12 protein-coding genes are annotated in these 15,046 nt (G+C 57.4%); 6 read left to right on the top strand and 6 right to left on the bottom strand.

Annotation, left to right across the window (positions count from 1 at the left end):
- The first annotated feature begins 190 nt into the window (after window positions 1-190).
- Window positions 191-1,384: a hypothetical protein gene (locus QLQ17_RS02295; protein WP_283207920.1), complete on the top strand. Its 1,194-nt coding sequence runs from the start codon at window positions 191-193 to the stop codon at window positions 1,382-1,384.
- 14 nt (window positions 1,385-1,398) lie between these two features.
- On the top strand, window positions 1,399-1,845 hold the full coding sequence (locus tag QLQ17_RS02290; RefSeq protein WP_283207919.1) for a type 2 periplasmic-binding domain-containing protein: 447 nt from the start codon (window positions 1,399-1,401) through the stop codon (window positions 1,843-1,845).
- Here QLQ17_RS02290 and QLQ17_RS02285 read toward each other — a convergent pair.
- Window positions 1,842-3,296, bottom strand: a complete 1,455-nt coding sequence (locus tag QLQ17_RS02285) for an NAD-dependent succinate-semialdehyde dehydrogenase (protein ID WP_283207918.1) — start codon at window positions 3,294-3,296, stop codon at window positions 1,842-1,844. The two genes, QLQ17_RS02290 and QLQ17_RS02285, sit on opposite strands and share 4 nt — an antisense overlap.
- 171 nt (window positions 3,297-3,467) lie before the next feature.
- On the opposite strand from QLQ17_RS02285, the gene QLQ17_RS02280 reads away from it, so the two are divergent.
- Window positions 3,468-4,481, top strand: coding sequence for a histone deacetylase family protein (locus QLQ17_RS02280; RefSeq protein ID WP_283207917.1), 1,014 nt, complete (start codon window positions 3,468-3,470; stop codon window positions 4,479-4,481).
- Window positions 4,482-4,497: 16 nt separating this feature from the next.
- Here the strand turns inward: QLQ17_RS02280 and thiI are convergent, their stop codons facing one another.
- Window positions 4,498-5,952 carry a tRNA uracil 4-sulfurtransferase ThiI gene (thiI, locus tag QLQ17_RS02275; RefSeq protein ID WP_283207916.1) on the bottom strand — a complete coding sequence of 485 codons (1,455 nt, stop codon included), beginning with the start codon at window positions 5,950-5,952 and terminating at the stop codon, window positions 4,498-4,500.
- Between the two features lie 145 nt (window positions 5,953-6,097).
- Here thiI and ppnN point away from each other — a divergent pair, with 145 nt between their 5' ends.
- Complete coding sequence (gene ppnN / locus QLQ17_RS02270; RefSeq protein ID WP_283207915.1) at window positions 6,098-7,483, top strand: nucleotide 5'-monophosphate nucleosidase PpnN; 1,386 nt, start codon at window positions 6,098-6,100, stop codon at window positions 7,481-7,483.
- Between the two features lie 34 nt (window positions 7,484-7,517).
- Here ppnN and QLQ17_RS02265 read toward each other — a convergent pair whose 3' ends face one another.
- Complete coding sequence (locus QLQ17_RS02265; RefSeq protein WP_283207914.1) at window positions 7,518-7,850, bottom strand: c-type cytochrome; 333 nt, start codon at window positions 7,848-7,850, stop codon at window positions 7,518-7,520.
- Between the two features lie 195 nt (window positions 7,851-8,045).
- Here QLQ17_RS02265 and QLQ17_RS02260 point away from each other — a divergent pair, with 195 nt between their 5' ends.
- Complete coding sequence (locus QLQ17_RS02260; RefSeq protein WP_283207913.1) at window positions 8,046-9,149, top strand: enoyl-CoA hydratase/isomerase family protein; 1,104 nt, start codon at window positions 8,046-8,048, stop codon at window positions 9,147-9,149.
- An 11-nt stretch (window positions 9,150-9,160) separates the two neighbouring features.
- Here the strand turns inward: QLQ17_RS02260 and QLQ17_RS02255 are convergent, their stop codons facing one another.
- The 3 genes from QLQ17_RS02255 to QLQ17_RS02245 form a co-directional block, all read right to left on the bottom strand.
- The gene (locus QLQ17_RS02255; protein WP_283207912.1) at window positions 9,161-9,853 is read right to left on the bottom strand and encodes an ankyrin repeat domain-containing protein; all 693 of its coding nucleotides are present in this window, start codon (window positions 9,851-9,853) and stop codon (window positions 9,161-9,163) included.
- A gap of 72 nt (window positions 9,854-9,925) precedes the next feature.
- On the bottom strand, window positions 9,926-12,043 hold the full coding sequence (locus tag QLQ17_RS02250; protein WP_283207911.1) for a tRNA(Met) cytidine acetyltransferase TmcA: 2,118 nt from the start codon (window positions 12,041-12,043) through the stop codon (window positions 9,926-9,928).
- Window positions 12,044-12,047: 4 nt separating this feature from the next.
- Window positions 12,048-12,428: a DUF2237 family protein gene (locus QLQ17_RS02245; RefSeq protein WP_283207910.1), complete on the bottom strand. Its 381-nt coding sequence runs from the start codon at window positions 12,426-12,428 to the stop codon at window positions 12,048-12,050.
- A 235-nt stretch (window positions 12,429-12,663) separates the two neighbouring features.
- Between QLQ17_RS02245 and QLQ17_RS02240 the strand changes: the two genes are divergently transcribed.
- Entirely contained in the window at window positions 12,664-14,958 is a 2,295-nt protein-coding gene (locus tag QLQ17_RS02240; protein WP_283207909.1) for an ATP-dependent helicase, read from the top strand.
- Window positions 14,959-15,046 lie beyond the last annotated feature (88 nt).

Here is a 15,046-nt window from a genome sequence, read left to right as displayed (position 1 = left end):
AACCTGAAACTTACTGCTTGGCAACCCGTTGCCAGAAACCCCATTCGAGCCAACTTTTGCCTTCCAGCCTTGGGAAATTCCCGGCAGGATCTGTATACTCCGGCCCAGCACGATTACACGGGCTCAGATAGCCCCCACAAACGCCAGGATGGCGCGCAAATTTGCGATCAAACATCAAAGGAGCTGATGTATGAAGTACTCCCTGTTCCGTGTCAGGAACCTTTCCCTGTTTTCTATCCCTGCTATTTTGACAGCGACTTTACTGAGCGGCTTTCCGGCGTCTGCCTTCAGCCAGGAAAATCAGCAGCGGCTGGATCAACTGGAAGCACGCCTGAACAGCTTGCAGAAACAGGTAACCGAATCCAGCCTGGAAAAAGCCAAGTTCAATGGCTTTTTCAGTACCGGTTATGTGCGCGCCACCAATGACGCGGGATACGATGACTCTTCCGAAGAGTCTGATCTTCAGACCCTGAGCCTGTTTGGCCTGCAAGGCACCTTTGCCCTGGGCCGCAATACCGATGCGGTCTTGCAGCTAGTGTCACGAGGCAGTGAAGACTGGGACACAGAACTGGAATGGGGTTACGTTCGTCACCAGTTCCATACCGGTACAGAGGTGCGAGCGGGCAAGATGCGCTTGCCGCTGTTCATGGAATCCGAAACACTGGAAATTGGCTTTGGTCAGCCATGGGCGCGACCACCCGAAGCGGTTTACGACCCGATCCCCGTTCGCAGCTACCTGGGTGCGGATGTGTCACATACCTTCAACCTGGATAGCTCGTCCATCGGAACCCGCCTGTTTGCAGGACACCTTGACGACGAAGCAGATTCTCTGGGGCAGACCGTCGACGTTGAGCTTCGAAATCTGATTGGCCTGACCACCAACTGGACCAACTACCTGTGGACCTTCCGGGGCGTCTACGCCAGGACAGAAGCCTTTGTTGGGGATCCAGCCGGCCCGGTGAACCTTGGACAGGACGAGAAAGCCGAATTTATGGGCCTGGGAATGTCCTACGACGACGGTGCCTGGTTGTTGATGTCGGAGTTGACGCGAGTGAAAGTGGATGGCGTATTCCAGAACACCGACTCCGCCTACATCACGTTTGGCCGTCGCATTGTGGAAGTCATGCCATACGTCACCGCCTCCTGGATCGAAAGTAAAGACAACTTCAAACGCGAAGGCACGGCTCTGTCTGTGCTGGACGTTCGCCGTCAGGCGTACAGTCTTGGATTCCGCTGGGATCTGGTTCCATCCGTCGCCATGAAGTTCGACTGGACCCATGCCCGTGGCTTCAGCAATACCACTGGCGGCCTGATCGGCAACCAGTTGGGCGGCAATTTCGAAAGCACCGACGTTTACACCGTTCGGCTGGACGCAGCGTTTTGATTAGGAGAGGCACCATGAGAAAGACAAGGATGGCTTTATTGTTGCTGATCGGCGCCCTGAGCTTCGGTTCAATAGCCCATGCAGAACTGGTGATCATTGTTCATCCCGGTGGTCCGGACACGATTACCAAGCAGCAGGTGCGAAATATCTATCTGAATCGCAGTTCTCAGATGCCGGATGGCCAGCAGGCCGTGCCCTTTGAACTGCCTGCGGGAAACAGCATTCGGGACAAATTCAATGAAATGATCACCGAACGTTCCGATGCGTGGATGCAATCGTTCTGGTCGCGTCAGGTGCTCACAGGAAAGGGGCAGCCGCCCACCGAAATGTCGTCAGCCAGCGGCATGAAAAGTGTGGTGTCATCCACCTTGGGCGCCATCGGCTACCTGGATTCTACCCTGGTGGATGACAGTGTGAAGGTCGCCCACTATCCGGAAGGCGACCTGATCGGCGGGCATTAAAACCCGCGCGGAACCGTCTGGGCCTCGACGAATTCGAACAGGCCTTCGAGACCACCTTCGCGACCGATGCCGGACGCTTTCATGCCGCCAAACGGCGCTTCCGGTGTCGGGCCGGTGCCGGTGTTCCAGCCGACGTGGCCGAAACGCAGACCGGCCGCCACTCGCTGAGCGCGTTCGGCATCGGCAGTGAACACGTAAGAGGCCAGGCCGAATTCGGTGTCGTTGCCGGCTTCGATCACTTCCTCTTCACCGCGGAAGGTGGCCATAGGCACCAGCGGCCCGAAGGTCTCTTCCCTGGAACAGGCCATGTCCCGGGTCACGCCAGAAATCACTGTTGGTGGGAAGAACAGATGCCCTTCCCCGAGATCCTGCGGCTGTTTGCCGGCAACCAGCGAGCCACCTTTTTCCAGCGCGTCCTGCACGTGGCGCTTCACCTTGTCGAAACCGGCCTTGTTGATCAGCGGACCAAGGGACACGTCTTCAGTCAGGCCATTGCCAACGGTCATCTTGTTGACCCGTTCCGCCAGCTTCTCACCAAAGGCGTCTACCACTTTCTCGTGGACGAAAATCCGGTTGGCGCAGACACAGGTCTGACCGCCACCGCGGAATTTGTTGGCAATCAGGTTGTCCGCTGCGGCGTCCAGATCGGCGTCGTCGAACACGATGAACGGCGCATTGCCGCCCAACTCCAGCGCCAGCTTCTTGACCTGATCGGCCGTATCCAGAATCAGTTTACGGCCCACTTCGGTGGAACCGGTAAAGCTCAGCATGGGAACGTCCGGGCTTTCGCACAGGGCTTTGCCAATGACACTGGCCTTGCCCATCACCAGATTCACCATGCCATCCGGCAGATCCACGTATTTATCCATCAGGGCAAACAGCGCAATCATCGTCAGCGGAGTTTCGCTGGCCGGTTTGATCACTGAAGGGCACCCGGCAGCCAGGGCCGCAGACAGCTTTTTGGCGATCATGCCAATCGGGAAATTCCATGGCGTAATCAGCCCGGCCACACCGATCGGCCGGTAATGAACGGTCCAGGTGCAGTCTTTGGGTTTCTCGGCAATGGTGTGAGCATCCAGGGCCTGAATATGGGTCGAGCAGTAATCGAAAAAGCCGGCAGCGTAGTCGACTTCACCCTGCGCCTCTTTTAACGGCTTGCCGTGTTCCATGCACAGAATGCGACCCACTTCTTCCTTGTTGTCCTTGAGTGCATCCCGGATATCCTCCAGCCACTTGCGACGGGTTTCGATAGAATAAGGCTGGGTCAGGCGAAGGGCAGATTTACCTGCCGCGATGGCGCTCTGTACCTCTTCCTCAGACATGGACGCCACCTGGGCAATCGACTCACCGGTGGCAGGATTGAACACATCAAAGGTGTTACCCGCAGGGGAATCGGACCATCGACCGCCAATGTAGCCGGTCAACTTTGGAAGCAATGGTGACTCGATCATCTAGGCTTCTCTCCAACTATATCCAGAATGAATTAATTTGCGTTTGCGTCAGTGTGAGATGTCTCTCATAGTGGATGCAGAAACCGCCACTGTAAAGTCAGGAAGAGCTGTTTTGACCCGCGCGCATGCGCCTCTATACTCGATTTATCAATGCACTCAGGAGGCCTGAAGATGAAGGCATTTTTTCACCCCTCTCAAGACCAGCACCTTCCGAAGACCTACTTCACCCGAGGCCAGATGCGCCAGCCTCAGGAGGTGCCTGATCGAACTGGCCAGATGCTGGAAGGCCTTAAAGAGATGGGCATCGATATACTGACACCCGCTGATCAGGGCTCAGGCCCCATCTCGAAAGTCCACGACCTGGGCTATCTTCGTTTTCTTGAATCCGCGCATCGTCGCTGGACGGCAATGGGCGACTGGGGTGACGAAGTGATTTCCAACGTTTGGGTTCGCTCGCCCAACGCGATGAAAGGCATCCTGGCAGAGGCCGGGCGTTACCAGGCGGACGGCAGTTGCCCGATTGGTGAGAAAACCTGGGAGGCGGCCTACTGGTCTGCACAGAGTGCCCTGGGAGCAGCGGACGCCCTGATTTCCGGTGACCGCACCTCTTATGCCGTCTGTCGGCCGCCCGGACATCACGCCCGCAAAGATGCCGCCGGTGGTTTCTGCTATCTGAACAATGCCGCCATTGCGGCAGAAAAACTGAAATCCCGCTTCGGCAAGGTCGCGATTCTGGACACCGACATGCACCACGGCCAGGGCATTCAGGAAATTTTCTACGATCGCAGCGACGTGCTCTACGTGTCGATTCACGGCGACCCCACCAACTTCTATCCGGTGGTCGCAGGCTATGAAGAAGAGCGCGGGGAAGGTGAAGGCTATGGCTACAACATCAACCTGCCCATGCCTCACGGTTCATCCGAGGACGATTTCTTTGCGAGGCTGGACGAGGCACTGGCTTCTATTCGGCTCTACCAGCCTGACGTGCTGATCCTGGCCCTGGGCTTCGACATCTATCACAACGACCCACAGGCCAAGGTATCTGTCAGCTCAGAAGGTTTCTGCCGACTGGGCACTCATGTTCGATCCACCGGCCTGCCTACCCTTGTGGTACAGGAAGGCGGTTACGACCTGGAAGCACTCAGCACCAACGTGAAGGAGTTTTTCAAGGGCCTGGAAGGCTGAGCACGAAAAACTTCCCTCAAGCAACAGGGGCATAGACCTTGATATTGTCGTGCCCCTCGGCTTTCAGATTACACGCCTGCATCTGACTCATGGTGCCGCGGTCGCAATACAGCAGGTATTGCTGGTCTTCAGGCAGGCTTTGAATCCGTTCGTTCAGTTCATAAAACGGAATGCTCATCACCGGATTGCTCGTCAGGTTCAGCGGTGCCGCCTCGCCCTCGGCCGGATGGCGCACATCGATAATCACATCCTCGACGTCCGGCGTTCTGACCAGCTCAACATCTTCCGGCGTACGTATCGTTTCCAGCAAGCGGTCCACCGGCGTGTCCTCCCGGTTTTCAATGGCCTGAGCGAGCACGGCGGGGTCCATTTCCGCTTCATCCGCTTCCACCCGATGAAGTTTCGCTCGGGTGGCGGGTTTTCGTGAAATCACACCGCAGTATTCCGGCATGGTTCTGGCGAAAGGTTCCGTGCCGATATCACGCGCGATTTCGATGATTGCTTCCTTGTCCATGGACACCAGAGGACGCAGCACCACCTGATCACAGGCTCGGTCGACCACATTCAGGTTTGAAAGTGTCTGGCTGGACACCTGGGCCACCGCATCGCCGGTGACCAGCGCCGAGGCGTTATTGGTACCGGCAATGTCGGCCGCCGCCTTCAACATCTGGCGCTTGAGCACTACACCCCAATGACGGTGGTTTACCGAGCGCATGATCTCGCCGACAACCCCCTCAAAAGGCACCGAGATGAATTTGGCACTGTGAGACGCGCCATAGCGTTCCCAGATGTAGTGCACCACCTGACGCACACCTATCTCGTGGGCCGCGCCACCCAGATTAAAGAACAGGAAGTGGGAACGGATGCCCCGTCGCATCATCAGATAGGCCGCCACAGACGAATCGTATCCGCCAGACATCAGCGACATTACCGTTTCCACAGACCCCAGGGGATAACCACCCACGCCCCGGTGCTTGCGGTGTGCAATGTGGTAGTAGTCATTCTGCACTTCAATGCGGACTTCGACGTCGGGATTCTTCAGGTCAACGCCTGAAGGCTCGCACTGACCCATCAACGCGGAACCCACCATCCGCTCAAGTTCGGCAGAACGGAAAGGCTGATTGCCGTTACGGCGGACGCGCACTGCAAAGGTTTGGCCTGTCAGACGGCCCCCGAACACCTCGACGGCCTGATCAGCGACACTTTCCAGAGAAACCCACGGAAATTCGCTAATCTCCTGAATGGTGGAAATGCCCGGCGTTCGGCCAAGCACCTCAAGGCAATCCGCCAGCAAATTTTCGTCGTCCGGCATGTCTACCGTGACCCGATCCCATGAGCCTTGCACTTGCACGGCCCCATCAACCTGGGAAAGCAGCTTGCGAATGTTCTGTCGCAAAAGCCGCATTTGTTGACGGCGTACAGGTTTGCCTTTGATGGCAATTTCGGGCGCAGGGCGTATCAGCAGTTTCATAACGTCTGGTTCGGGAGCATTGGCGAAAATTTGGTTAATTAAGTAGTGTACCGTTTTCGATTTGTGCCTCAAAATCGGGCATTGCCGAAACAACGATCTGATCTGTTCAACTCAACGATCCGCATTAGCAGGAGCCTTTGCATCCATGAGCCCTTCCAAAATTAACGCGCTGGTATCGCCCGAAGGCAGCCTTGAAATCCTGTCTACGTTCGAAGTGAACCGGCTCAAAGACAAAAGCGAAGGTGGTCTCTACCGACTTTTTCGTCAGTGTGCCCTGGCCGTGCTCAATACAGGGGTAGAAACCGACGACTGCAAATCCCTGATGGAGGCCCACGCCGACTTTGATGTGCGCCTGGTTCCCCAGCCACGCGGACTGAAACTGGAACTAGTGAATGCCCCGGCCCACGCGTTTGTGGATGGCGACATGCTGCGGGCCATGCGGGAGCATCTGTTCTCGGTGCTGCGGGATATTATCTATTCCTATTCCATTCCCCAGTCGGCACCCGGATTTCGCAGGGATGAACCAGAGGGAATCACGAATCTGATTTTCCATATCCTGCGCAATGCCAGAGTCCTTCAGGCGGGCCGCCGGCCGGACCTGGTGGTGTGCTGGGGCGGGCACTCGATCAATGAACGGGAATATCAGTACAGCAAAGAGGTTGGCCACCAACTCGGGCTGCGGGGCCTGAGCATCTGTACCGGTTGCGGTCCCGGTGCCATGAAGGGGCCGATGAAGGGCGCCACCATCGGGCACGCCAAACAGCGTGTGAAGAATGGCCGCTACATCGGTGTGACCGAACCGGGCATCATCGGCGCTGAAGCGCCCAACCCAATCGTCAATGAACTGGTCATTATGCCAGACATCGAAAAGCGCCTGGAGGCCTTCGTGCGAACCGGTCACGGGGTCATTGTATTCCCAGGGGGCGTCGGCACCGCAGAGGAAATTCTTTACCTACTGGGCATTCTGCTGCACCCGGAAAACGCCGACCTGCCCTTCCCGGTGGTGTTTACCGGCCAAAAAGAAAACGCCGAATACTTTGACATGATCGACCAGTTCATCCGCAATGCCCTGGGCGACGATGCAGCCAGCAAATACGAAATCATCATCGACGATTCGGTGAAAGTGGCCCAGACCATGAAGCGCGGGATGCACGAAGTGGAAACCTTCCGCCGGGCCATGCAGGACGCCTATTATTTTAACTGGATGTTGAAGATCGACCCGGTCTTCCAGATGCCCTTTGAACCGACGCATGAAAGCATGCGGGATCTGGAGCTGCATCGGGATCAGCCAGCTCATCTGGTTGCGGCCAACCTTCGCAAAGCGTTCAGTGGCATCGTGGCGGGTAACGTGAAAGAAACCGGTATTAGTCAGGTACAGCAACATGGCCCCTTCGAAATCGCCGGCGACCCGACGCTTCTGGAGCCATTGGAAGAGATGCTGAAAGAGTTTGTTACCCAGAACCGGATGAAACTACCCGGTTCCGGAGAGTATGAGCCCAGCTACCGAATTGTTGGCCGCAGACACGCTTGACTGTCGGCCAGCACCGCCGGGCACACTGGAAACATCATTTTCCGCCGGCAGGCAGGCTGGCATAGAACGCAGCGAGGTTGGCGATGTCTTCTTCGCTCAGGCCGGTTGCCTGGCTCTGCATGATGGTTGCATTGCCGCCGCTGCGTTGCTTGTTCTTGTAAGCCTTGAGGGCAGAAACCAGATATTGTTCATTCTGGCCAGCCAGGTTGGGATACCCCGGAATCTGGGCAATACCGTTCTTACCATGACAGGCCGCACAGACGGCAGCTCTTGCCTCTCCTGCTTCGACGTCAGCAGCAACAGACAGCGCGGGCACCGTCGAACCCAGAACAAACAATGCTGCGATGGTGTAGCGTTTAAAACTCATTGGTTTTACCCTCTCATCATTTTACTGGCGCCAGGCTGCGCTCTTTTGCGTATGGTTAACTCTCCGCCGGAATTTATAACACAGCGGCCGGGCGAGTGACATCTGGATAAAAGCGTCACAGACCCTAAGTCAGTACGTCGGGTTTTAAAATTCATACCATCGGAACAGTACCTTTAACTCCACGGAGATCCCATCATGCCCATCGAGGTGAAAGAGCTCCCCTGTCGGGAAGGCAAAATCGGCCAGATCACCCTGAACTCGCCAGCCACCCTGAATTCGCTGTCTGGTGAGATGATCGACGAAATGCAGAACACACTGGAAGGCTGGGCCGAATCGCGGGAGATCTGCCTGGTCATCCTGAAAGGCGCCGGAGACAAGGCATTCTGTGCCGGTGGCGATATCCGCGAACTTTACGATTCATTGTCTGAGGAAGGGCGAGCCGATGAAGCCGGCGATTTCTTTGTACGCGAGTACCGCCTGGACTACACGGTGCATCAGTTTCCCAAGCCGGTGATCACCATTGCCCACGGCGCCGTGATGGGCGGCGGACTCGGATTACTGACGGCCAGCCGCTACCGCCTGGTTCTGCCAGATATCACCATGGCGATGCCGGAAATCACCATCGGCCTGTTTCCGGATGTGGGCGCAAGCTGGTTTCTCAATCGCCTGCCGGGCAGGCTAGGCCTGTTCATGGGACTGACAGGGGCACGCCTGAATGTGTCTGACGTGATGCGGGTCGGGCTTGCAGACATGGCGCTGCTGCCAGAGCAAGCCGACGACCTGGTCGCCCGCTTGCAGGAAGAGAGCTGGTCCGGTGAGACCGCCGTTGACGACAACCGTCTGTTCCGATTGGTGAAACAACTGGAACACCCCGATTACCGCGCCTTGCCGGAAAGCCAGTTGGCGAAACACGAACAGGCCATCGCCCGGCTGAGTGGCGGTGATCACCTGCCCGACATCGTCGACCAATTGCTGCAAGCGGATATCGATACCGACTGGTGGAAAGCGTCGATGGACAACCTGAGGGGCGGCTGCCCCGTGACAGCCTGGCTGGTATGGCACCAGTTGAAGAAAGGGCAACAGATGTCGCTAAAGGACATCTTCCGGATGGAACTCACCATGGCCACCCGATGCACCCAACGCCCCGACCTGAGAGAAGGCATTCGCGCTCGGCTCATCGATCGTGACCAGTCACCACAGTGGTCATTTGCTTCAGTCGCTGACGTACCGGAAGAAGTCATTGAATCCCACTTCGAGCCAGAGCTGGACGATTCAAATGACCCGATGGGCCTGAATTAGAACAACCTGTACTAGATATTGGCGCCGGCCTGAATCAGCAACATTTCCAGGTCACGGTTATTGTTGGCACGTGCCACATCCAGTGCCGTCAGACCGTCATCGTTGCTGTAATTCACATCGGCACCAGCGGCGAGCAGCATCTCCGCAGTCAACAGATCGCCACCCTCCACAATCTGCATCAGCAGCGAGCGGCCGTCCTGGCTGACGTTGACGTTGGCGCCGGCCGCAAGCAGAACCTTCACAACCGTCAGATGGCCATTTCGGGCCGCCTGCATGACCGGAGTACTGCCCGCCTCATTCCGGGCATTTACGTCGGCGCCCGCTGATAGCAGTAACCGAACCAGCCGCCGCTGACCATCAGCCGCCGCAATCATCAACGGGGTCTGCCCATCCTCGCCGGCAAGGTCCGGTGCAGCGCCCTCACTGAGCAGGAACCAGGCGATTCGATCCTCTCCTGCCCTGACGGCGGCTTCCAGCGGGGTGCCTTTTTCGGTCAGCGTATTCAATGAAACGCCTGCGGCGGCTTGAGCTTCCACTGCCTCCAGATCACCCGTGCTGACCGCTTGCATCATGGGCGTATTGGCGGCCGCGGCTTCTTTTTGAGTCAGGTTTGAAGGCTTGTTGCTGGCGCACCCCGCGAGTAGCAGGCTGGTCAGTAAAGTCAGCAGGATAGCGTGGTGGACGGTGCCGGTTCCCTGGGCCATGGTGTCTGTCTCTGTTAAGGCTTGAATAGGGGTCATTCTGTTCACAGACCAATCAGATTTAAATCGAGCCGTTCACAAGTCCGGCCGGTTCTGCAAAAGATTCTGGACGATCAATCGACACTGGCGCTCGCCTTCCTCACGTCCAAGACAAACCTCCGCGTGCCGAAGCTGCTGCCAATCCCATCCCTGAAGCACCGCTTTAACCCAAAGGGCGGATAGCGCTCGGTCGGGGCCATCCAGCAGATATTGAACAGCGCCCGGAGACATCGTCAGGTTTTTCAGCACTGGCAGAGTCAGGTCAAAACCACGGAATCCGAAGGCAAAGCTGTTCAAATCCCGCAGATCGTCTTCGTTCAGCATCTGATCACAGTTCAGGCTCGCCGTCAGCTTCAATAGTAGCGCAGGATCGAGATCCGGCCACAGGCGGGGAATCAACACCAGCCAGTGTTCGCCGAAACGATGTCGCAGATTCCGCGTCAGTTGAATGCCGGATTCTGAAACGCCGCTCAACATCTGGAGCGGCACCTCGCCACTGGATGCTTCTCGGGTTAAGCCCAGCCTGACTGGTTCCAGGCCCGCCCGCTGCCAGAAACTGACCAGCTCAGCAGTGCCGCCGAAACTGGTTCCCACCGCATCCAGCTGGTTTGCCCCGGCGTAGTCCAGCGCTTTCTGAACCAGCGCGCTGCCGATGCCCTGCTGACGCACATCGCTGGTAACCGCCACCCGCACGACCCGCAATAAGCGCTGAGTGGCGGCCATGGCGAAGCCACTGTGAGACGCCAGGGACTGGGGCAACAGATGACCGCGAATCCGGCGGCGCCCCAGCATGACCTCATTGGCCAGGACCTCGTCCAGGCCGCCCTCCCGTGTTGCCCAGAGCACGCCAACAATGACGCCGTGAACCTTCGCCAACCAGGTTACTGCTTCGGGGTCGTCCATCCATTGCCGCAGATCTCCTGGCGTTGTGCGGTAGTGAGCGTCCACCAACAAGCCAAAGGCCTTGCCGAGTTCAGCATCGTCGGCAGCGGCCGGGTCCCAGCGTTCAATGGTCAGATTCGATTGATTGAAGTCCGGTGCGGAGGGCAACTCTGCGGCTTCCGCATTCAACAGAAACAGTCGGCTGATGAGGGGTTCGAGAGGATCGGTGTCGCTCCAACGAATGGGCTGGTTCAGGCTGGCCCGCTTCCAGTGGGGCGTTTCCGCGTCCAGCACCTGTCGAAACCGCACCGAAAAGCCACGTCCGGCGCCTTCATAGCCGTGAATGGTGGTCGCAAATACGACCCTCGGCCAACCCAACAAAATCTTCTTCAGCAGATAAGGAGGTATGGATGCCGCCTCATCCACCAGAACCACCTCGGCTTCCGGGCGCTGCTCCAGCAACTCCGGCACGGGCAGAAATTGCACCCCGCCTGCGGCAACAGCCGGATCTGCGTGGCGCATCAGTGTGTCTACCGCGCCGGCTTCGCTGGCGGTAACCAACACCTGGCGGCGACCCTCGGCGATCATGCGGGCAGCTGCCATGCCGAGCGCAGCGGACTTACCTCGTCCGCGATCCGCGGTGATCACCAACGGCCTGCGGCGGCGTCCAAGACCGGTCTTCACAATATCTTCAACCAGTCGCGCCTGCGCTTCTGTGGTGCCGACCTGAAACGGGATATCAGGGACAGGCACGGACGGCAGATCAATTCTTTCTTTCTGGCCTGGATTCAATCGGATCACCGATTCATCTTCAGCCACCACCTCTGAAATGCGTCCCAGAAAACGGTGTGTCCGCCCACCGTCCAGCCCGACCCGCCGATAATCCGGATCATCAAACTTGCTCCAGTCTGACACCGGCGGCATCAACCAGAACATCAGACTGCCAGCGGTCAGAGTACCTGCCAGGGCCGCCAGCCCGTCCGGAGGATTGCCCTGCCAGCCATCCCAGATCAGGCAATCCAGCTCCTGTCCCAGAAAGCGACGGGCGTGTTTGGCCGGTATCGTCTCGATGTTGGCCAGGGAGGGAGCAGCTTCGGTGCCCACCCAAACGCCAGCGGAAATAGACAGGCCCGGCAACACCCTTGTCAGCCAGGCCACCGCGCTGTCACGATCGCCTTCCAGCACGATCAGCCGACGATGGCCGGCGTTCCGTAAATGATCCTGGAATTGCCGCCAATTAGCGGCATCCGTCAGGCCAACGGTATGGGTCACGGTGTCAGCTCAGATCCATGGAATGACGCTTAAGATCTTCCAGAGTGGAATACTTCAAGGCAGAGCGATGCGTGGCTTTCAGCTTTACCCGTGGCGCACATCCGGCTTCAAAGGCTTCCTGCCAGCGTGAGGCACACAGGCACCAGGAATCACCTTCTTTAAGGCCGTCGAATCCAAATTCCGGCCGCGGCGTGCTGAGATCATTTCCTTTGGCTTTCGAGTACTCCAGAAAATCATCGGTGACTACGGCACACACCACATGCGCCCCAAGGTCATCCGGCCCGGTGTTGCAGCAACCGTCCCGATAGAAACCAGTGAGCGGGTCTTTGCCGCACGTTTCCAGGGTTTCACCCAATACGTTCACAGGCTCAACAGTGGTAGCCATAACATCTATCTCCTTAGTCAGAATGAGGGTTTGGAGAAGGCTTTCCAAAACTGTGCGGAGCCATGGATGGCGGAGCCCAAGCGTCACACGGACGTGCTTGAGCGTGTTTTGGAAAGCCTTCTCCGAACCCTCCTGAAGCTGATTCTCGGGCTGAACCCGGTTTTTGGCAAACCCGGGAGCCAGCAATTACACGCGACTGCTATCTGCGTGACCAGTTGCTCCGTACAATAACGCCATGCCGAGCCAAACCCTAACATCTACACCTGCCGATCCCGCCATCGACCTGCCGGATTTTCTGACCGACGAGCAGCGGGACATCATCACGGCAGGATTCGAACACGCTGTTATCACCGCCGTGGCGGGTAGCGGCAAAACCTCTACCCTGGCCTGGCGCATTCGCTACCTGCTGGAACAAGGGCATGACCCGGACCGGCTACTGGTGCTGATGTTCAACCGGAGCGCACGCGTGGATTTCGGGCGCAAACTTCAGGAAGTCAGCCGTAACACCGGCCTGCGCTTGCCAGAAGTTCGCACCTATCACGCCATGGGGCTGCGTTTGTACCGGCGGTTCATCAAAGAGGGCTACCTGCCGCAGTTCTCTGAAAAAATTCTGACCGATCAGGAAATCAACTACCAGGCCTGGCAGCTAACCCGTCGGCTTGCGCCGGAGGATCTGGAAGACGAGATCAAGCGCAACAAGAAAGACTTTGTCGAGACCGCTGTGAATTTTATCGACCTGGTAAAAACCACGCTGTCTCCCGCCGAGATTGTGTTTGAAGAACTGGGCTATGCCGACAAGCACCGATACCTGATTGACCTGTTCCACGGCTTCGAACAATGGCGTAAGGCCAATAGCCGGATCAGCTATGCGGACATGCTTTACGAGCCGGTGATGGCCATACACCAGAACCCACCGCTGCAACGGCTGGTGGGCAACAAGATGGATATGGTTCTGGTTGACGAATACCAGGACACCAACGAAATCCAGCACCTGCTGTTGCGTTATGTGGCGGGCGAGCGGGCCCGAGTATCGGTAGTTGGGGATCCGGACCAGACCATCTACGAGTTTCGCGGTGCCAAACCGGATTTCATTCTGCGGCGGTTCAGCGAGGAATTCGACAGCCCGCTGGAACAAACACTCAGCTACACCTTCCGTTACGGCCATCAGGTGTCGCTGCTGGCCAATCACCTGATTTCCCATAATAAAGGGCGAAAGGATGTTCAGTGCCATTCCCATGCCACCACGCCCAACACTGCGATCGCACTTCACGAACAAAGCGACAACAGCGAGGCTGTCGTCCAGCTATTGAACAAAATCGACTCGGCGCGCCAGGACAACACCGCCATTCTGTTCAGGGTGTGGAGCCAGAGCGTTCCCATTGAACTGAAGCTGCTGGCACAGCAAATCCCCTATCGGATTGATGCCGGGAAAGGCGCACTGTTCAGCCGTGAAGTTCAGGCCATTACCAGTTTGCTGATGGTGGTTACCGGACGCCTGCAAAACCTTCCGGATGACGACCGGCTGGAGGTTGCCCGCCAGTTGATGCGGTTCCCCCACGTCGGGCTGAAGGAACCGGAACTGGAGCAGCTTGCCCGATTCCTCGCAGGCTTCCGTGATAGCTGGCACGAACGTCTGTTAGCGCTGGATTTCGATGCTCTGGCCCCGATGGCAGCCCGCAAGCTACGCAAACTCGGTGACACCCTGGCCCAGTTGGCAGGTCATACGGCTAATGTGTCAGAGATTATCCGGCTTTACGCGGAGGACACGGAGCTTAACGAAGGCATCCGCAGCCTGGCACTGACCCACGAATCCGCCGAGGAACGAATTGAAACCGTACAGGGTTTTCGTGCTTATCTGTCCTCGTTGAACGTAGACGCGTCGGCGGCCCTGGATCATCTGCAGACATTGAAACAGCAGGCCGGGGAAAAACGAAGCGCGGACAAGCGCAACGGTGTCCTGCTATCCACCATCCATCGGACCAAAGGTCTGGAGTGGGATACGGTGATCTTGCCGGGACTTCAGGAGAAATACATTCCCTACAGCCCCAGGGCAGAAGACAACCTTCAGGCGCTGATCGAAAGCGAGCGGCGCCTGCTGTACGTTGCCATGACCCGAACTCGGGAAAATCTTCACCTGATTACACCTGCACCCAGCCAGCGCCCCCATCTGGATGGTGATCAGGGACCTAGCCGATTTATTGCAGAGCTGAGCTTCGAGGTGTCATCGAAACTGGGTGCCTGGCTGGACCAGCGCAGCCCGGATGCCACCGAACAGCACTTCGACGCAACGCTGACCCACACGGCAGAGCGCTACGCGGCACGAGAATCGGTGGTTATTACCGGGACTGAAAAGCAAGAAAACCAGCAAACAAAGCCAGTGTGGTCCATGTCCCGATTAAAACACGCCGTTCTGGGCGCCGGCGACGTCGTGAGTGAGAGCGGGGATTCTTTCGAAGTGAGGTTTGATTCCGGGGACACACTGAACTTCAGCAAAAAAAGCGCGCACTTGTACTTTCAATCGGAACATTAAGCGTGTTTATTTTGAGTTTTGCCCACCTATATCGTAAATTCCACTCATCCGGCGTGGCTCATAACCGTACCACCCATTACTACAACCA

The sequence above is a fragment of the Marinobacter sp. CHS3-4 genome (assembly GCF_030053415.1).
Taxonomy (GTDB): domain Bacteria; phylum Pseudomonadota; class Gammaproteobacteria; order Pseudomonadales; family Oleiphilaceae; genus Marinobacter.
The sequence above is the reverse complement of the archived record's forward strand: the minus strand, read 5'-3'. Positions and strand labels throughout refer to the sequence as shown.